This is a genomic window from Arthrobacter sp. fls2-241-R2A-200, assembly GCF_030209745.1.
GTDB lineage: Bacteria > Actinomycetota > Actinomycetes > Actinomycetales > Micrococcaceae > Arthrobacter.
The window spans coordinates 427688-446543 of record NZ_JARVRJ010000001.1 but is presented as its reverse complement, the minus strand read 5'-3'; the positions used below and the strand labels follow the sequence as shown (position 1 = coordinate 446543).

Genomic DNA, 18856 nt, shown 5'->3' with positions numbered 1-18856 from the left:
GGTCTTAGCCCTGCACTCCGAGCTTCTCGAGGATGAGCTCGCGCACGCGACCCGCATCGGCTTGGCCTCGGGTGGCTTTCATAACCCCACCCACAATGGCGCCAATGGCCTGCACCTTGCCGCCGCGGATTTTCTCGGCTACGTCCGGCTGCGCCGCCAGGGCTGCATCGATCGCCTCCAACAGCGGACCGTCGTCGGACACAACCGCGAGGCCGCGCTTCTCCACGATCTCGGCCGGGGCACCCTCGCCGGCGAGTACGCCGTCCAGGACCTGGGTGGCCATCTTGTTGTTGATCTTGCCGTCTTCGACGAGCTTGTTCAGCTCAACGATCACCTGCGGGGTGACGCCGAGCTCGCCGGGTTCGACGTCGGCCACCTTGGCGCGGCCCACGATCTCACCCATCCACCACTTGCGGGCCACATCGGCCGAGGCACCGGCCGCGATGGTCTCCTCGATGGAGTCCATGACCCCGGCGTTGACGACGTCGCGGAACTCCAGGTCCGAATAACCCCATGCTTCCTTGAGGCGTTTGCGGCGCTCGGCCGGCGGCTCCGGAAGGGTTGCACGCAGTTCCTCCACCCATTCGCGTGAGGCGACCACGGGGACCAGGTCCGGCTCGGGGAAGTAGCGGTAATCGTCGGCGTCGGACTTGGGCCGGCCCGACGTCGTCGAACGCGTGTCCTCGTGCCAGTGGCGCGTCTCCTGGATGATCGGCTGCCCCGAATCCAGAACGGCAGCGTGGCGCTGGATCTCGTAACGGACGGCGTGCTCGACGGCGCGCAGCGAGTTCACGTTCTTGGTCTCGGACCGGATGCCGAACCGTTCCTGGCCGTGCGGGCGGAGGGAGACGTTAGCGTCACAACGGACGTTGCCGCGCTCCATCTTGGCATCGGACACACCGAGGTTCTTCACAATCTCGCGGACAGCGGCGACGTACGCCTTGGCCAATTCCGGCGCGCGGCTCCCGGCGCCCTCGATCGGCTTGGTGACGATCTCGACCAGCGGAACACCCGAACGGTTGTAGTCCACCAAGGAGTAGTCGGCACCCTGGATACGGCCCGTAGCGCCACCCATGTGGGTGAGCTTTCCGGCGTCTTCCTCCATGTGGGCGCGTTCAATCTCCACGCGGAAGACGGTGCCGTCCTCAAGCTCAATGTCGAGGTACCCGTCGTAGGCAATGGGCTCGTCGTACTGTGAGGTCTGGAAGTTCTTGGGGGTGTCCGGGTAGAAGTAGTTCTTCCGTGCGAACCGGCAGGACTCGGCGATCTTGCAGTTCAAGGCAAGGCCGATCTTGATGGAGGACTCCACCGCGGCCTTGTTCACCACCGGCAGGACGCCGGGCATGCCGAGGTCGACCTCGTTGACGTTGGTGTTCGGCTCATCACCGAACACGTTCGGCGCGGAGGAGAACATCTTCGTTTTGGTGTTGAGCTCCACGTGGACCTCAAACCCCAGGACGGGATCGTACTTCTCCATGGCCTCTTCGAAGCTCAGGGTTGCGTCAACGGACATTAGTTGGAACCTCCGGCAGAGTTGGAAACGGCACCAAGGGCAGCATTTTTCAGATCCGGCGCCTTGGAGAGCATCGGGCCGCCCCACTTCTCTTCAAGGATGGATTCGAGGACGGCACCCACGCGGTACAGGCGTGCATCTTCGCGGGCAGGAGCCAACAACTGGATACCAACCGGCAGACCGTCTTCATCAGCCAGGCCACCAGGCAAGGACAGGCCCGGGATCCCGGCAAGGTTGGCCGGGATCGTGGCGACATCGTTCAGGTACATGGCCAGCGGATCATCCAGCTTCTCCCCCAACTTGAACGCGGTGGTGGGAGCAGTGGGAGAAATCAAGACGTCGGCCTGCGCGAACGCAGCGTCAAAGTCGCGCTGGATCAGCGTACGGACCTTCTGCGCAGAACCGTAGTAGGCGTCGTAGTAGCCGGCGCTCAGGGCGTACGTGCCCAGGATGATACGCCGCTTGACTTCGTCGCCGAATCCGGCGGCGCGGGTGGCGCCCATGACCCGTTCGATGGTCATGGGTCCTTCGGTGGGCAGTACGCGCATCCCGTACCGGACGCCGTCGAACTTTGCCAGGTTGCTTGAAACCTCGGACGGCATGATCAGGTAGTAGGCGCCCAAGGCGTACTTCAGGTTGGGGCAGGAAACCCCGACGATTTCGGCGCCTGCATCCTTAAGGTTCTGCAGGGACTCGTTGAAGCGGTTCTCGACGCCGGCTTGGTAGCCTTCGCCGTGCAGTTCCTTGATGATGCCGATCTTCATGCCCGCAACGTTTCCAACGCGGGCAGCGGCAACGAGGTTATTGAAAGGGTCCGTCAACGACGTGGAGTCAAAGGGATCATGTCCGCCAATGACTTCCTGCAGCAGGGCGGAGTCCAGTACCGTTCGCGCCACAGGGCCGATCTGGTCCAATGAGGACGCCATGGCGATCGCACCATAGCGGGAAACGGCACCGTACGTGGGCTTCATGCCCACGGTTCCGGTGACGGCACCCGGCTGGCGGATGGAACCACCGGTGTCAGTCCCCAGCGCCAGCGGCGCTTCGAAGGCGGCGACGGCGGCAGCGGAACCACCGCCGGAACCGCCGGGAATGCGGTTCAGGTCCCAGGGGTTCCGGGTAGGCCCGTACGCTGAGTGCTCGGTGGAGGACCCCATGGCGAATTCATCGAGGTTGGTCTTGCCCAAGATGGGCATCTTGGCCGCGCGCAGCTTCTTGACCACCGTGGCGTCGTACGGGCTGTGCCAGCCCTCGAGGATCTTCGAACCTGCAGTGGTGGGCTGGCCGATGGTGACGATCAGGTCCTTCACCGCGATCGGAACGCCGGCCAGGGCGTGCAGTTCCTCGCCGGCCGAACCGCCGGCGGCGCGCGTGGCGTCGACCTCGGCAGCTACTGCCAAAGCCTCTTCACTGTTGACGTGCAGGAAGGCATTTACCTGCGGGTCGACGTCGGCAATCCGATCAAGGTGCGCCTGCGTCACCTCGACGGCGGAGACGTCGCCCGCCGCCAGCTTCGCCGCGAGATCGGCAGCAGAGTGGCGGATGAGTTCATTCTTCAGGTCAGTCATCGTGTTAGTCCTCATCCAGGATTGCCGGGACCTTGAAACGGTTCTCGAAAGCATCCGGAGCCCCGGAGAGCGCCTGCTCGGCGGTGAAGGTGTGGCCCACCACGTCCTCACGGAACACGTTGGTCAGTGGAATCGGGTGCGACGTAGCGGGTACGTCCTCCCCCGCGGCCTCGCTCACGGACTTCACTGAATCCACGATGACGGCGAGCTCGCCGGCCATCCTGTCCAGTTCTTCGGCACTCATTTCAATGTGAGCCAGGCGCGCAAGATGCGCGACGTCGTCACGGTTGATCGCAGCCATGGATCTCCCCTGCAAAGTTCAAATGGTTTTCCGGTCCAGTCTACTGGCCAACCGGGCACGCTCGGACGGCCTGTTTGGCCGCCCACGTCAGTGGATCAAGCCTGAAACCAGGTTGATGACGGTAGCCAGGACAATTGCGCCGAGCAGGTAGGCCAGCAGTGCGTGGCGGAGCGCCGTGTAACGGACGGCGTCCGTAGTGAGGTCTGTATCGGAGACTTGGAAGGTCATTCCGATGGTGAACGAGAGGTAGGCAAAGTCCTTATAGCACGGCGGCCTGTGCTTGTTGAAGTCCACGCCGCTGGAGTCGCGGTAGTACAACGTGGCGTACCGGAGGGTGAAGAGCGTATGGACCAACAGCCACGACAGGATCACACTGCCCAAGGCCAAAGCGATGATTGCTGCTTTCAGGCCGCCTTGAGCCGAGGCTGCCTCCAATAGGATCAAGGCAACACCACCGAAGCTGCCCATGGCGGCAACCAAGACGAGAATGTCCGACCAAACACGGCCGGGGTCCTCCTCGCGGGCCCGGGCATGCGTGGCCGTCCGCTCAGCGTCGAGGCCGTGAATGGCAGACCACACCCAAATGAGATACGTCAAAGACGCCGCTGCCCAGCCAAGCGCCGGAGCGTAGGCCCATGCCCCGAAACTTCCGACGGCGAGGGCTACTGCCAGCCCGATGACAACCATCACCACCAAGCGCACCAACGATTTGTGGGCAAGCGCCCGGAACCTGCTCCTGATCATGGCCGTTCCTCCACGACGGCAGTTTCTGTGCGGCCTTCATGGACAGGGGTAGTCCCGGACAAAGTCTTGATAACGGTCCACCCCACTGCGGTCACCGGAACCGCGAGGAGTGCGCCAACAATCCCGGCGAGCATGGTCCCTGCCGCTAATGCCAGCAGGATCACCAGCCCGTGAATGCTCAAGACCCTGCCCATCAAGAGCGGCTGCAGGAGGTGGTGCTCCAACTGGTTGGCGCCGATGACGACGGCGAGTATCACCAAGGCGGCCACCGGGCCGTTCGAGATCAGGGCGACAGCTACAGCCAAAGTACCGGCCGCCGTCGCGCCCACGATCGGGATGAATCCGCCGATAAAGACGAACGCACCGAGTGGAAGCGCCAGGGGAACACCGGTCAACGCCAAGGCAACGCCAACAATCAAACCGTCCGTCGCCGCGACGACGGCCGTGCCACGGACGTACCCGCCAAGGACGATGGCGCTCCGTTCCATGGCCAGGTGCGCATTGGACTGGCCGTCAGCGGGAAGGAATCCAATCAGGAAATTCCGGATCTTGTGGCCGTCCTTGAGGAAGAAGAACAAGATGACAGCCATGAGCACTACGCCGGCGAGGATCTCCCCCAGGGTGCGCACCCCGGTCAGCGCTTCAGTTCCGAACGCACTCGAGGTCAGGAAATGTTGCACGGAGTCCTTGGTTGCCGTGAGCTGGGCATCGCTGACAGGGACCGGTCCGGAGTTCAGGAAGTCATGCAGCCGGTCGATACCGGCAACCGCCTTCGCCGCCAGGTCCTTCGACTGGGCACGGACGAGAAAGACGATGCCGGTGACCACGCCTCCGAAAACAGCGAGTATCGCGACAAATGAGGCCAGGACCGCAAGGGCGCGGGGCCACCTGTGCCGGGCAAGCCATCGCACCAGCGGCGAGATGGCCGAGGCAAGGATCAGTGCGATCAGCACGGGAATCAAGACCAGCGGGACTCGCGTCAACGCCCAGATGACCAGCCACGCCAGCGCGGTGACAATCAGGACTTGCAGGGCTCGAATGCTCGCACGGCCCAGTCCGTCAGTCCACAGCGATGCCAAACCAGGGCGGTTGCCAGGCATGGAATTCTCCCTTCCAATAGCCAGAGCGAACGATCATTCCCTCTTACCAGCGCCGCTGAACGTCCCCAGGGCAGTAGAAAAGTAAGCTTACTGGCTTCTGCGCAGATGTTGGGCGTTCAGCTCTTCCAATTCCTGGTCCGTGAGGTCGTCAAAACTCTTGGCTTCGCGCTTGTCACTTCTGGAGAAACGCATGAACATCAAGATGATGAGCGGCAGATCCACAATCTCGCAGACGAACCACAGGGCATCGCCCGCCAACTGCTGGTCGCGGAGCGGATCCGGGAACCAGGCCAACGAGGACTGCCTCGCAACCACGTGGTCAAGGACCTGTCCGTTGAGTCGAAGCAGGATGCCGGGGACAGCATCCACCAACAGCTCAATGAAAACGAAAACGAATTCCAAGGTGATGTAGGTGCTGGAACGTTGGAAGTCTGATTCTTCGATGATCGGAAGCGCCATCAGGAGGCCCAGCAACGGAACCAGGAGGGTCACCAGCGTTTCGGCCAACGGATCTGCGCGCAGGGTATGAAAGGCCGGAGTCAGGAACGTGGAGAACAAGGCCAAGCCCAACAGGGGCGCTGCCAAGGAGTTGCTGACGAACCTGACGGCGCGATGGGCGAGCACGGCATTGAGCCTGGTGATTCCACCCTGGGACAGGGCGGCGCGAGCCAACGAGATGGGCCGGCCCAAGCCCACTAACAGGGGGACAACAAAAAGGAGCAGGGAAACTTTGAGGGTAAAGGCCCAGCGCAGCTCAGCGCTGTAGACGCCCAGGAAGCCACACGTGAGGACGGCAAGGGACCCGAGACCCAGGAAGTAGAAGGCCAGGGTTCGCCAAAGCGGCCAGCGGTGACCGTTGGCAGCAGCTGCCCTCAGGCCGAGCCCATAGAGCACACCGGAAACACAGATCATCACTACAGCTGCCCAGTCAATCCGCCAGGCGCTACCAAGAACGTCAAAGGGCGGCACACCGCAATGATAGCGCGTGCAGATGGGAGGCCGCGGGGAGAATGGTCTCACGGCCCGGACCTTCGCATAATGGGCAAATCAGGGAAGTTCTCAGATTCAGTAAGTAACATGGGCCAGTCCGTACCCTGAGGAAAGGTCATTGTTGTGTTCGGTCGTCACGAAAGTCCCGACCCCAACTCCCCAGTTGCGGATCAGGCCCGCTACCCCGGCCAAGGCACCCTCGTTGAAGGCAGCCTGGGCCGTCACGGCCGCCCACGGGGGCGCCGCCGCTGGTTAAGGGTCACCGTCATTGTGGTAGCTGCCCTCCTTCTGGGAGTGGTAGCGTTCGGCGGCTATTGGGTATGGCGGTTGCAATCGAACATTTCGGCTACTGCACTGGGGGCCGGCGGGGCGCGGACCGAAGGTGCGGTCAATGACAGCAAAGACCGCCTCCAGATCCTCGTCTTGGGAAGTGATACCAGGAGTGGAAAGAACGGTCAGTACGGCTCCGCCGACCAATCCTCCGGCTACGGTCAATCCGATGTGATGATGCTGGTGGATATTTCCGCGGACAACAACCACGTTAACGTGATCAGTTTCCCCCGGGACTTGCTGGTTGACGTGCCAGCGTGCAAGGACCAGAGCAACGGCCAGGAACATGCCGGGCGGCAGGCCGCGATGATTAACAGCGCCATGGCCGAAGCCGGAATCGGCTGCGCCGTGGACACCATCAACAAACTCACGGGCTTGGAGGTTGACCACTTCATGATGGCGGATTTCAACGCCGTCAAGGAGCTCTCGTCCACTGTGGGCGGCGTTTCAGTTTGCGTTGCCTCCGCTGTGGATGACCCGGAGTCCGGACTGCACCTTCCGGCAGGAACCTCGCAGGTCCAGGGCGACCAGGCCCTCGCATTCCTCCGCACCCGCCATGCTTTCGCCAACGGCGGCGATCTTGGCCGCATTGCCGCTCAGCAGTCTTTCCTCGCCTCCCTGACCCGCAAGGTGAAATCCGAAGGCACCTTGAGCGATCCGCAAAAGGTCTTGGCCATCGCCGATACGATGACCAAGAACCTGACGGTGGACAATGGCCTGGCCTCCATTCCGGCCCTGCTGACCCTCGCGGACCGCCTCAAGAACATTGACCCCGCCAAGGTGGATTTCGTGACAGTCCCTACGGTCCCTGCCGCTTCTGATCCGAACAGGCTGCAATTGGACGAGCCCGCTGCTTCGAACCTCTTTGCCGCATTGCAGAACAGCGCAGACCTTTCCCAGGCCGGAAGCCCATCGGCCGCCCCGACTACCGCGGCGCCTAAGCCTTCCTTCGACAAGTCCCAGCAGCCCATCAGTGTTGCCAACGGAACCAACGTCTCCGGTAGGAGCAATGCCATCGCGGCAATGGTCACGGCAGCTGGTTACACCAAAGTCACCCGGCTCCAAGGAGACGCCAGGCCCACCACCATGGTCTATTACCAGGCCGGTTTCGAGGACGTCGCCGCCGACATAGCAGCACAGTTCGGCCTCCCTGCAGCGAACATCCAGCAGGTCAACAACATTCAGGGCGTGCAGCTCTACGCTGGCCAGGATTTCGCAACCGGCGACAAGCCCGTCCTGCCTGCGGCCGCACCAGGCGGCATCGCAGCCAAGACGGGCAACGACCAAACCTGCCAGGCAACCAACCCCGTCGGCTAACGGCGGTGGCTGATCGGCTGGAGGAAGACTCGCTTAGCCGATTCCGATCGCGCCGGTCAGGACGCCAACCAGCAGCATGACCAGCGAGATAACCGCCGTGCGCCAGAGGACCTTTTTGTGGTGATCGCCCAGCTCCACCTTCGCTAGGGAAACCAACAGGAGGATGGCCGGAACCAAGGGACTCTGCAGGTGGAAGGGCTGGCCCGTAATCGATGCGCGGGCCATGTCCGCCGCTCCGACGCCATAGTGTGCTGCCGTTTCACTCAACACCGGAAGCGCACCAAAGTAGAACGCATCGTTGCTCATGAAGAACGTCATCGGAATGCTGAGCAGCCCCGTGATGACTGCCATGAACGGGCCCATGTCCGCAGGGATGATCTGAACCAGCCACGTGGACATCGCTTTGACCATGCCGGTGCCGTTAAGGACACCGGTGAGGACTGCAGCGGCCATGACCATGCTGACGACGGCGACGATCGAGGGCGCATGGGCAACGAGCTGGGCGCCTTGTTCCTTGACCTTGGGGAAGTTCACCAGCAGCGCGATGGCGGAGCCCACCATGAACACGAACGGGAGCGGAATGACATTCGCCACCAGGACCACCATGACAGCTACCGTCAGCGCCAGGTTGAACCAGAACAGCTTGGGCCGCAGTGTTGTGCGGTTGGGATCCAGGGCGGTATCTGCCATGGCGGCGTCGTGGGTATCCACGAGGGTCGCTACTACAGTTTCGTTTCCCAAGAGCGCGACGCCGGAACCTCCGCCGTCGACGGGTTTGCGAGCGCTGCGGCCAAAACCAAAGGTGCCACCAGCCTCAGCTGTTTCGCCCCACATCTCCGGTGCTACAGCGCGCAGGCGGTTACGTTCCTGAAGGCCGAGCAGCCAGGCGAAGACCATCACAATGACCAGCCCCACGATCAATGACGGGACCATGGGGACAAAGAGGTCGTTCACGTCGATCTTCAACGCGGTGGCGGCGCGGGCCGTCGGGCCACCCCAGGGAAGGATGTTCATGGTTCCGTTGGCCAGGCCAGCAACACAGGTCAACACGACCGGGCTCATCTTGAGGCGCAGGTACACCGGGAGCATGGCCGCAGTGGTGAGGATGAACGTAGTGGAGCCGTCGCCGTCGAGGGAGACCGCAGCAGCAAGTATGGCCGTTCCGAGAACCACCTTGGCCGGATCGTTGCCCAGCTTGCGCAGGATGAATTTCACCAGGGGGTCGAACAGGCCGACGTCGATCATCATGCCGAAGAAGATAATGGCGAACATCAGCAACGCTGCCGTGGACGTCATCGACTTCATCGAATCCATGACCATGGGGCCAATGCCCAGGCCCGCGCCGGCGAACAGTCCAAAGACGGTGGGAATGATGATCAGCGCCAAGACCGGCGTCATCTTTTTGGTCATGATCAGGACCATGAATACCGCAATCATTGCGAATCCAAGCAAAACCAGCATGGCCGGCTCCTTTACAACTGTGAATGGCACCACAGCGGTGTGATGCGCACTACGGAACATATAGTGGCGAGGATCACGGGCCGGTGTTTCCGGGATTTGTTCGGAATACTGCTCATTCCGGACGTTGTGCGCATTGTGCTCAGTGCTTCAATGGAGCAGGAGGAAAGGAGGGCAGGTGCCCAGGATCAGCATGCGCTTCTCTACCCAAACCCTCCTCCTCCAGCTGGGCGTGGTCCTGTTGGTGGTCATGCTCAGTGGCGTTGTACACGCGTGGCTGGTCTACCAACGCATCGGCAGCGAGGCCGAAAACCAGGCGTTGACGCTCGCCCGGACGGTGGCTGCCGACCCCACGGTCAGGACGGACGTCCAGGAAATCAGCAGGGAGGTGGGCACGCCTCCCCCGGCTGTGCTGTCCGCGGGTCCCTTGCAGGCCGCCGCCGAATCGGTGCGGGCCCGGACAGGGGCCCTGTTCGTAGTCATCACGGATGAAACGGGGCTCCGGTTGGCGCATCCTGACACCGCCAGGCTGGGCGAACGCGTCAGCACGGACCCGTCCGTGGCCCTTGGCGGGGCAGAAATCACCACCCGCAACACGGGCACGCTGGGACCCTCTGCCGGAGCCAAGGTCCCGGTGTATGCCCCGGCCTCGTCCACGACGATCGTCGGCGAGGTGAGCGTTGGCTACTCCGTGGAATCGCTGACCAAGAGCCTGGCCAGCGACATCACCCCGATCGCGCTGACTGCCGGCGGCGCCCTGCTTGCCGGTGTCCTGGCATCGTTCCTCCTTCGACGACGACTGCAGCGCCTGACCCTCGGCCTGGAGCCGGAGGAAATCAGCACACTTGTCCACGACCAGGTCGCGGTCCTCCAAGGAGTGGACGACGGCGTGATCGGCATCAGCGCGGACGGAAGAATCTCCGTGTTCAACGCGGCAGCATCGAGGCTCCTCGGCATTCCCGATCTGACCGGCCAAGCGTGGTCCGGCGCAGCAGTACCTGGGCAACTGAAGACGATGACCAAACCTGCCGCGCAGGACGCGGACGCCGTCGAGATCGTGGCCGGTGGCCGTGTGTTGGTTGCCAGCGCCCGGAAAGCGTGGCACCGCCGGGAGGACCTCGGCTGGGTGGTCATGCTGCGCGACCGCACAGAACTGCAGCAGCTGACCCGCCAACTCGACGCCGTTGGAACCATGAGCGCAGCACTCCGCGCCCAGCGCCACGAATTCGCCAACCAACTCCACACCATCGCCGGGCTCATGAGCATGGGGCAGGCCCGGCAAGCCGAAGAGTACCTGGCCCGTATCTCGGCAACAGGTCCGCTCAAATTTCCCGTGGAACAGGCCGAGCTCCTCCAAGACGCCTACCTGCAGGCTTTTGTCGGGGCGAAGAGCGTGGAAGCGTCCGAGCGCGGCGTCGCCTTACGGATAGGCCCTGAAACCCTGGTTCGCGGGCACGTGGCCGATCCCCAGGACGTGACCACGGTGCTCGGCAACCTGATCGACAACGCGGTCAGCGCCGCCGTCGACGGTTCCGCCGCGGATCGCTGGGTGGAGGTGGAACTGCTGGATGCTGACGACGACGGCGGCGCGCTCCACATCGTGGTGGGCGACTCCGGCGATGGCCTGGGAAACCTGCAACCCGAGGAGGTCTTTGCCGAGGGATTCACCACCGCCGCCCACCCCGCCCGGCCGGGAGCCGGACAAGGACTGGGCTTGGCTCTGGTGCGCCAACTCGCACGGCGCCGTGGTGGTGAAGTTCGCGTGCTGGAGCCGGGTAGGCAAGGCGGACCGGGCGCCGTGTTCATGGCGACCGTCCCCGGTGTGATGAGTGGGGCCAAGACGGGGGAAACGTCGGGAAAGGACAGCAGTGGTTGAGGACTTGAGGGTTCTGATTGTGGACGACGATTTCCACGTTGCAAGGCTCCATGCTGCCTATGTGGATTCCGTGGCCGGTTTCATGGCCTTGGCCCCGGCAGGTTCAGTGTCGCAGGCGCTGCAGTCCATCCACGGCCTCCGACCCGACCTGGTCTTGCTGGATGTCTATTTACCGGACGGCTCAGGGCTTGATCTACTGGGGCAGTTGGACATCGATGCCATCATCCTGACGGCGGCCTCCGACGCTCCATCCATCCGGACAGCCTTTCGCCGGGGCGCTCTGGGCTACCTGCTGAAACCGTTCACCGCGGAATCCTTGTCCCAGCAATTACGGTCCTACGCCCGGTACCGCAGGATTCTTGGCCAGCAAGCCACCGTGGACCAAGGCAGCATCGAGCGGGCCAAGCGGGCACTCATCCCCGGCGATGTGACGCCGTCGGCGAAGCCGCGGTCCGCAACCGAGGCGGCGGTCCTGGAGGCGTTACAGCCCGGAGAGCAGTACTCCGCTGTGGAAGTCGCCGAACGCGTCGGCGTTTCAAGGGCCACAGCGCAAAGGTACTTGTCCTCGCTCGCTGACGATGGCGCCGTCGAGATCCAACTTCGCTACGGAACCACCGGCCGTCCGGAACACCGCTATGGGGTGCCAGGCTAATGTGCCTGGCTGACCTGGAGGCTTAGCCATTACGGCTGCGTGAGCTCCAGTCGGTAAACGAACAGCTTTATGTCCGTCCCCGGGACAAACCAGTCGCGGTGCGGAGCACGGTCGAAACCCGTGCGCGCATATAGGGCATTCGCGCTTTCCCACGTTGCGCCAGTCGTAAGCGAGACCGCCCTGATGCCGTCCATCGCTTTGGCTTGGTCCACGACGGCCTGCACCAAGGCGCGGCCCGCACCGGACCGTTGGACCGCCGGGTCCACCACAAGGGTGCGTAGTTCCAGCTCGTCATCGAGCCCGATATCCGAGAACCCTCCCCCGGCCGGGGCTGCCGTCACGGAACCGATGACCCTGCCGTCACGCTCAGCGACCAGGATCTCAGCGTGTTCCGCGCGCCCCGCCACGTCCTGGAGCTTCTGCAGGTACGGGTGGTCAGCGTCGCCGTAGTAGCCCGCCGTGACGTAGGAGTCCTGCGTAATCCGGGCAACGGCGTCGTAGTCTTCCGGCAGGGCGGGACGGACGGTAATCGGGGAAAGCACCTACCAATGGTAGTCGCCCGGCAAGCGCGCAAGGCCGCAAACCGGCCTTTCCGTGATGGAACTATCAGTCACGGATCGAACCCACGACGTCGGACGGCCCTGTACCGCTGTTCGGGGAGGCAACCGTGCGGGTGCTTCAGCGTTGCGTTGCGTGGCGTTGAATTGAGTTCCGTTGCGCGTCATGAACCCCCGTTTCGCGCTGTTGCGGGCACATGTCGGGCCGCTGGCGGGGGCGGCAAGGAGCGTGCTTGAGTTGCGACATCCTGACTGACAGACCCCCAACTGAGGAGAACCCATGACCCCGCCAGACCGCCAGCTGCACCTCAATGCATTCCTCATGAGCACGGGCCACCATGAAGCCTCATGGCGCCTGCCCGAGAGCGATCCCCTTGCGATTACCAAAGTGGAGCACTACCAGCACCTGGCCCGGACGGCCGAGCGCGGCAAGCTGGACTCCATCTTCTTTGCGGACTCCCCCGTCCTGTTTGGTGAAGTGGGCCGCCGCCCTGCAGGTAAATTGGAGCCCACTGTGTTGCTAACGGCTCTTGCGGCCGCCACACAGCGGATCGGGTTGATTGCCACGGCTTCCACTACCTATAACGATCCCTTCAACCTGGCCCGTCGTTTCGCCTCGGTGGACTGGGTCAGCGGTGGACGTGCGGGATGGAACGTTGTGACAACGGCAGGACCGGATGCTGCCCGCAACTTCGGCGTGGATGACCAACCGGCCCACGCCGTCCGCTACGAACGCGCAGCCGAATTCATCGAAGTCGCCCAGAAGCTTTGGGACAGCTGGGACGATGACGCCGTCCTGGCCGATAAAGCCGAAGGAGTGTGGGCTGACGACACGAAGATCCGCGTGATAGATCACGAGGGAGAGCACTTCCGGGTCCGTGGTCCCTTGAATGTTCCACGCTCACCCCAAGGCCACCCACTGATCGTGCAGGCCGGGTCCTCCGAGAACGGGAAGAACCTGGCGGCGCAGTACGCCGAGGCAGTCTTCACGGCCCACCAAACCTTGGATGGCGCGCAGGCCTTCTACTCGGATGTGAAGGCACGGACGGCAGCGGCCGGACGTGACCCCGAAAGCATCAAAATCCTGCCGGGCATTGTGCCCGTCATCGGCTCCACCGAGGTCGAAGCGATCAAGCTTGAGCGCGAACTGGACGAGCTCATCAAGCCGGAGTACGCACGGGAGCAGCTGGCCAAAACCCTTCGGCTGTCCCCTGACGATCTCCCGTTGGACCGCCAGCTACCGGCGGACCTCCCGTCGGAGGACGAGATTGAAGGAGCCAAGAGCCGGTACACGCTCATTGTGGAACTGGCCCGGCGCGAACAACTCACCGTTCGGCAGCTGATCGGCAGGCTCGGCGGCGGGCGTGGACACCGAACGTTCTCGGGAACCCCCGATCAGGTGGCCGACGCCATCCAGGAATGGTTCTTTGCCGGAGCCGCGGATGGCTTCAACATCATGCCTCCCGTGCTGCCCTCCGGTTTGGAGGTCTTTGTGGACCACGTTGTGCCCATCCTGCAGCAGCGCGGCCTGTTCCGGACCGAGTACACGGCCACAACGCTGCGGGGACACTACGGACTCGATCGCCCCGGAAACCGCTACGCGGGAGCGGAAGCCAAGGAACTTACCTCCATCGGGTCTGCGTTCTAGCGAGGCAGGCAGCTGGCCCGGGTCATCGCCCGGGCCAGCTCCACGCCGGAGATGGTTGACGGCGACGATGGTGCACGGCGGAGATGGTTCACGGCGTCAGGGGACGTCACAAGGGGAATTTGCCCGATAGCTCCAATGGTCCTGCACACATCCACGCCGCCAAGCGGTCATCGGTGGTGGGGCCGCCGTCGAGCGGACTTTGCAGCCGAGGGCGGCGCACCCAGCAACCGGCCTCTTCAGCGATCAACGCGCCTGCGGCGAAGTCATGTTCATTGAGGCCACGTTCCCCGTAGGCGTCGAAAGTGCCGTCCGCCACCAGGCAAAGATCCAACGCTGCCGAACCCAGCCGGCGCACATCGGCAAACCCGTCCATCAGCCCGGCAAGTCCGGCCGCTTGGTCCGCGCGGGTGGCAGGATCGTAGCTGAAGCCGGTGGCCAAGATGAGGCCCGTCCGCCCGTTCACCGGACCGGACAACTGCGTTTTCTCTCCTGCAATCTCAAGCCACGCTCCCTGACCGCGTGCAGCCGAGTAGACGCGTCCCAACGCAGGTGCGTGGACCACGCCCGCCAACCACGCGCCGTCGGCGTCCGCTACCGCCACGGACGTGGCGTAGTACACGATGTTGCGGATGAAGTTAGTGGTCCCGTCCAAGGGATCGATGGACCAGCGATATCCCGACGGAGTTTCAGGGCGGGTTGTGCCGTATTCCTCCCCGGTGATGGTGTCTTGGGGGCGTTCAGCGGCAATTGCTTCGCGGACCGCGTTCTCCGCGGCGACATCGAAAGCCGTGACCCAGTCGCCGGCCTCGCCTTTGTTGGACGTATCGAGGCCTTCGCCACCGGTGCCGCTGGCGGAGCGCTGGGCAAGCACGGCAGCCCCGGCCGCTGCAGCCCGTTTGGCGACAGCGAGCAGTTCCATCGAATCGGTCATTCCGCGTCTGCTTCCATGAGGTCCTCGGCAACCGCTTCTGCGGGTGGGGGTTCGTCTGCGGGTGCAACTGCAGCCTCGGCCGTAACGGGCCCGTTCGCGAGAAGCTCGCGGAAGCCGTCCTCGTCCAATACGGGCACGCCCAGCGCCTCTGCTTTGTCCAACTTTGTTCCGGCGCTCTCGCCGGCCACCAAATAGCTGGTGTTCTTGGACACGGACCCCGAGGCCTTCCCACCACGGATGATGATGGCTTCCTTCGCCTCGTCCCGACTGAAATTGGGCAGAGTTCCGGTGACCACCACGGTCAGGCCCTCAAGTGTCCGCGGCACGGAGGTGTCCCGTTCGTCTTCCATCCGGACCCCGGCAGCAGCCCAGCTGTCCACGATCTCGTTATGCCAGTCCACGGCAAACCATTCCTTGAGCGCCACAGCAATGGTGGGTCCCACACCGTCCACGTGTGCCATTTGCTCTTCGGTGGCGTTGCGGATTGCGTCCATGCTGCCGAACGCCGTGGCGAGGGCGCGGGACGCGGTTGGACCGACGTGCCTTATGGACAGCGCCACCAGCACGCGCCACAACGGCTGCTTCTTGGCCTTCTCCAGTTCCGCGAAGAGTTTCTCCGTGGTAGCGGTCGGCTTCGAGGGCGACTTGGCTGTTCCCTTGGTGTAAAAGTACGGAACGAGCTCGTACTCGCCGGTTCCCACTCCCTTGGAACGCTTTTCCCGGCGGATCAAGACGTCTGCAAGATCCTCGCGCTCGAGGCTGAAGAGCCCTGCTTCACTGGTCAGCGGTGGGGTCTCGGGCTCTGCGGGCTGGGTCAGGGCGACAGCGGCTTCCCAGCCGAGGGCCTCAATATCGAACGCGCCCCTGCTCGCAACATGGAACACACGCTCACGCAGCTGTGACGGGCAGGACTTGGCGTTGGGGCAGCGGATGTCCACATCGCTTTCCTTTGCCGGCGCCAGCGGGGTGCCACAGCTGGGGCATTCGGTGGGCATCACGAATTCCCGGACGGGCGGATCTTGTTGATCCCGCAACGCCAGCACTGGGCCTACGATCTCCGGGATAACATCGCCGGCCTTCCGGAGGATCACGATATCGCCGATCATCACGCCTTTGGCTTTGACTACATCCTGGTTGTGGAGGGTGGCCATGCCAACGGTGGAACCGGCTACTTTGACGGGCTCCATCAGGCCGAAGGGCGTGACGCGCCCAGTGCGGCCCACATTGACGGCGATGTCCAGGAGCTTGGTGTGAACCTCCTCCGGCGGGTACTTGTACGCAGCGGCCCATCGGGGGACGCGGGAGGTATTGCCGAGGGCACGCTGAGTGGCGAAGTCGTCGATTTTCACCACGATGCCATCGATCTCGTGAGCGAGATCATGCCGGTGTTCGCCATAGTGGGCAATGAACTTCAGCACGTCGTCGAACGAGTCCAGGACCTTCAAATAAGGGCTGATGGGAAGCCCCCACGCCTCCAGGAGCTTGTAGGTTTCGGACTGGCTCGCGGCGTCCAGCCCTTCGCGGGCCCCGATTCCGTGGACATACATGCTGAGGGGACGCTTGGCGGTTTCCGCAGGATCTTTTTGACGCAGGGAACCGGCTGCGGCATTCCGGGGGTTTGCCAGAGGAGCCTTTCCTGCAGCCGCCAGCTTCTCATTGAACTCGAGGAACGCCTTGGAGGGGATGAATACCTCGCCCCGTATTTCTACTTCCGACGGGTACCCGGAGCCCTTCAGTTCGCGGGGAATCTCCTTGATGGTCAGGACATTGTGGGTAATGTCCTCACCCGTGGTGCCATCGCCACGGGTGGCCGCGCGCACCAGCTTGCCATCCCTGTACAGCAGGTTCACGGCGAGGCCGTCGATCTTCAACTCGGTCAACCACGCAATGGGCGGCACGGAGTCACCCAGTTTCGCAACAGAGGCCTCGGCTTTGCGGACCCAGGCTTCCAGTTCTTCCAACGAGAAGACGTCGTCCAGGCTGTACATCCGCTGCAGGTGCTCCACTGCGGCGAAGGCGGAGGAAACTTCGCCGCCGACTTCCTGGGTGGGGGAATCGTTGGAGACAAGCTCCGGGTGGAGCGCCTCGAGTTCTTCCAGTCGACGGTAGAGGGCGTCATACTCGGCATCTGAGACCGTGGGTGCGTCTTCCTGGTAATACGCATACCGGTATTTGCGGACCAGGTCCGACAGCTGCTCGTACTCGTCGCGCAGGGACGCCGACGGCGAAGGCCCGTCTTGTGCCGCGACGGCGGCAGCCGCGCCGTGGACCGTGGTGTCTACCGGATCAGGATTCTCTGGTGTGCTCACAGCTCTATCTTGCCGCAAGGCACCGACAAAAATGTGGTGCTAGTGCGAGGACAGCCGGTTCTTGCTCCACAGCGCGAAAGCCAATCCGCCCAGGCCCACCAAGAGCACGCCACCCAAGATGCCTACGAGGCCGAGGACATTGGGGCCTGGCCCGGGGTTTCCCACGAGAATTGCGGCCGCTGTCTTTTGGCCCTGCTGCACCGGCGTATCCCAGTTGGATGAGGTGGACGGGCTTGAACTCGGGCTCGCTGAGCTGGGGCTCGGCGAGGGAGTGGCCAAGGGCGTTGCTGCCGCGCTGGATGCGTCCTGCCCGGGCACTGGTTCGGACGACGCCGGAACCGGATCGTTGACGGCAGGTGCTGCGGGGGCGGGAGCCTGCACCACGGCGGCCGGCTGCGGAACCCGAACAGGCGGTGCCGGAACCGCGGGAACTGCTACAGGCTCGTGGATCTGGGTCGGGACAGGATCTGGAGCAGGTTTTTTGCTGGGTGCAGGGGCTGGCGCCGGCTGGGCGGTGGCAGCCGGTGGGGTGGGGACTTCCACCTGGCCGCACGCAACTTTGGACTTGTCGGTGCACGGAGCCGCCTGGGCAGCGACGGCAGGGCCAACAAGCAGCCCAGCGGTCAACAGGAGAGCAGGGACAACAGAGTGTCTCATGGTGTAAACCTCTACGAGGGGTTGGGGTGCCTCGAGTAATCAGGGAGTTAGGGCGTTTCCGGAAATCCTCCTACATCCTTCCATGCCCACGCAAATCCGCTGCCGCCAGGCTCAGACCGCTTTGGCGTCTATCACAAGCGCCGTGACGTTATCCCGTCCGCCGCTTTTGAGCGCTGCCTGAATCAGCGTGTCCACTGTTTCCTGAGGATCGGCGACGGTGCTCAGGATGCCGAAAATGTCCTCATCCTCGAGCTCGCCGTTGAGGCCGTCCGAGCACACTAAGACGCGGTCCCCCGGTTCGATGGGCAGCAACCAGAAATCGGCCTCTGTTTCATCTCCGGTGCCCAGCGCCCGCGTCACCACGTGGCGGCGGGGGTGGACGGCAGCCTGCTCCGCGGTGATATGGCCGGAATCCACCAGTTCCTGAACTTCTGAGTGGTCCACGCTCACTTGGGCGAAGCGACCTTGGCTGATGCGGTAGGTCCGGGAGTCCCCGATGTTCATCACGAGCCAATAGGGCAGGCCCAGATGCTCCACGACAACCACACCGGAGAGCGTCGTTCCGGCTTTGGCTCCGGTTGCTTCCCGGATGGCCTGGTGGGCTTTCAGCAGGCATGACTGCAGTTCAGCGGGAGAGGCCGTCCGCACACCGGGCGCCACTTCGGGCGCACTGCCTAGGGTTTTGACGCAGACCGCGCTGGCGATTTCCCCTGCTTCGTGGCCCCCCATACCATCGGCGACGGCGAAAACAGGGTCGGCCACGATATAGGAATCCTCGTTCAGTTCACGCCGAAGGCCGCGATCGGTTCCATAGCCGTAAGTCAGCAGGAACGACGTCGGCCTTCCGGCCGGATCTGATGCCGAACTTGCCGGGGTGGTCGGCTGTGAATTCATGCGCGTCCTCG

At 63.4% G+C, this 18856-nt stretch carries 15 protein-coding genes and 1 pseudogene; 4 read left to right on the top strand and 12 right to left on the bottom strand.

From position 1 onward, the window contains the following. Positions 1-4: 4 nt before the first annotated feature. The 6 genes from gatB to QRN42_RS01985 form a co-directional block, all read right to left on the bottom strand. Positions 5-1513 carry an Asp-tRNA(Asn)/Glu-tRNA(Gln) amidotransferase subunit GatB gene (gene gatB / locus QRN42_RS02010; RefSeq protein WP_284977788.1) on the bottom strand — a complete coding sequence of 503 codons (1509 nt, stop codon included), beginning with the start codon at positions 1511-1513 and terminating at the stop codon, positions 5-7. Next, positions 1513-3081: an Asp-tRNA(Asn)/Glu-tRNA(Gln) amidotransferase subunit GatA gene (gatA, locus tag QRN42_RS02005; protein WP_284977786.1), complete on the bottom strand. Its 1569-nt coding sequence runs from the start codon at positions 3079-3081 to the stop codon at positions 1513-1515. Before gatA ends, gatB begins: the two co-directional genes overlap by 1 nt. A gap of 4 nt (positions 3082-3085) precedes the next feature. After that, positions 3086-3382: an Asp-tRNA(Asn)/Glu-tRNA(Gln) amidotransferase subunit GatC gene (gene gatC / locus QRN42_RS02000; RefSeq protein ID WP_211711130.1), complete on the bottom strand. Its 297-nt coding sequence runs from the start codon at positions 3380-3382 to the stop codon at positions 3086-3088. A gap of 87 nt (positions 3383-3469) precedes the next feature. Further along, positions 3470-4126: a DUF1345 domain-containing protein gene (locus QRN42_RS01995; protein WP_284977784.1), complete on the bottom strand. Its 657-nt coding sequence runs from the start codon at positions 4124-4126 to the stop codon at positions 3470-3472. Further along, on the bottom strand, positions 4123-5226 hold the full coding sequence (locus QRN42_RS01990) for an AI-2E family transporter (RefSeq protein ID WP_284977782.1): 1104 nt from the start codon (positions 5224-5226) through the stop codon (positions 4123-4125). Before QRN42_RS01990 ends, QRN42_RS01995 begins: the two co-directional genes overlap by 4 nt. 87 nt (positions 5227-5313) lie before the next feature. Next, positions 5314-6195, bottom strand: coding sequence for a cytochrome c oxidase assembly protein (locus tag QRN42_RS01985; RefSeq protein ID WP_284977780.1), 882 nt, complete (start codon positions 6193-6195; stop codon positions 5314-5316). Positions 6196-6339: 144 nt separating this feature from the next. Between QRN42_RS01985 and QRN42_RS01980 the strand changes: the two genes are divergently transcribed. Further along, positions 6340-7863 (top strand): LCP family protein, encoded by a 1524-nt coding sequence (locus QRN42_RS01980; protein ID WP_284977779.1) that lies wholly within the window; start codon positions 6340-6342, stop codon positions 7861-7863. Between the two features lie 33 nt (positions 7864-7896). Here the strand turns inward: QRN42_RS01980 and QRN42_RS01975 are convergent, their stop codons facing one another. Continuing rightward, entirely contained in the window at positions 7897-9384 is a 1488-nt protein-coding gene (locus tag QRN42_RS01975; RefSeq protein ID WP_284977777.1) for a CitMHS family transporter, read from the bottom strand. A 130-nt stretch (positions 9385-9514) separates the two neighbouring features. On the opposite strand from QRN42_RS01975, the gene QRN42_RS01970 reads away from it, so the two are divergent. Then, positions 9515-11197: a sensor histidine kinase gene (locus QRN42_RS01970; RefSeq protein ID WP_284977859.1), complete on the top strand. Its 1683-nt coding sequence runs from the start codon at positions 9515-9517 to the stop codon at positions 11195-11197. Then, positions 11190-11849, top strand: coding sequence for a response regulator (locus QRN42_RS01965; protein WP_284977775.1), 660 nt, complete (start codon positions 11190-11192; stop codon positions 11847-11849). Before QRN42_RS01970 ends, QRN42_RS01965 begins: the two co-directional genes overlap by 8 nt. Positions 11850-11878: 29 nt before the next feature. Here QRN42_RS01965 and QRN42_RS01960 read toward each other — a convergent pair whose 3' ends face one another. Next, positions 11879-12391 carry a GNAT family N-acetyltransferase gene (locus QRN42_RS01960; RefSeq protein WP_284974467.1) on the bottom strand — a complete coding sequence of 171 codons (513 nt, stop codon included), beginning with the start codon at positions 12389-12391 and terminating at the stop codon, positions 11879-11881. A 295-nt stretch (positions 12392-12686) separates the two neighbouring features. Between QRN42_RS01960 and QRN42_RS01955 the strand changes: the two genes are divergently transcribed. Next, a complete protein-coding gene (locus QRN42_RS01955; RefSeq protein WP_284977774.1) occupies positions 12687-14054 on the top strand; it encodes an LLM class flavin-dependent oxidoreductase in 1368 nt (455 codons plus the stop codon). A 106-nt stretch (positions 14055-14160) separates the two neighbouring features. Here QRN42_RS01955 and QRN42_RS01950 read toward each other — a convergent pair whose 3' ends face one another. The 4 genes and pseudogenes from QRN42_RS01950 to QRN42_RS01935 all read right to left on the bottom strand — a co-directional run. Continuing rightward, positions 14161-14985: an inositol monophosphatase family protein gene (locus tag QRN42_RS01950; protein WP_284977773.1), complete on the bottom strand. Its 825-nt coding sequence runs from the start codon at positions 14983-14985 to the stop codon at positions 14161-14163. Next, positions 14982-17294: an NAD-dependent DNA ligase LigA gene (gene ligA / locus QRN42_RS01945; RefSeq protein WP_284977772.1), complete on the bottom strand. Its 2313-nt coding sequence runs from the start codon at positions 17292-17294 to the stop codon at positions 14982-14984. Before ligA ends, QRN42_RS01950 begins: the two co-directional genes overlap by 4 nt. 39 nt (positions 17295-17333) lie before the next feature. Further along, the gene (locus QRN42_RS01940) at positions 17334-17951 is read right to left on the bottom strand and encodes a hypothetical protein (protein WP_284977771.1); all 618 of its coding nucleotides are present in this window, start codon (positions 17949-17951) and stop codon (positions 17334-17336) included. 114 nt (positions 17952-18065) lie between these two features. Continuing rightward, positions 18066-18845: pseudogene (locus QRN42_RS01935) on the bottom strand (PP2C family protein-serine/threonine phosphatase); the annotation flags it as partial. Positions 18846-18856: the final 11 nt, after the last annotated feature.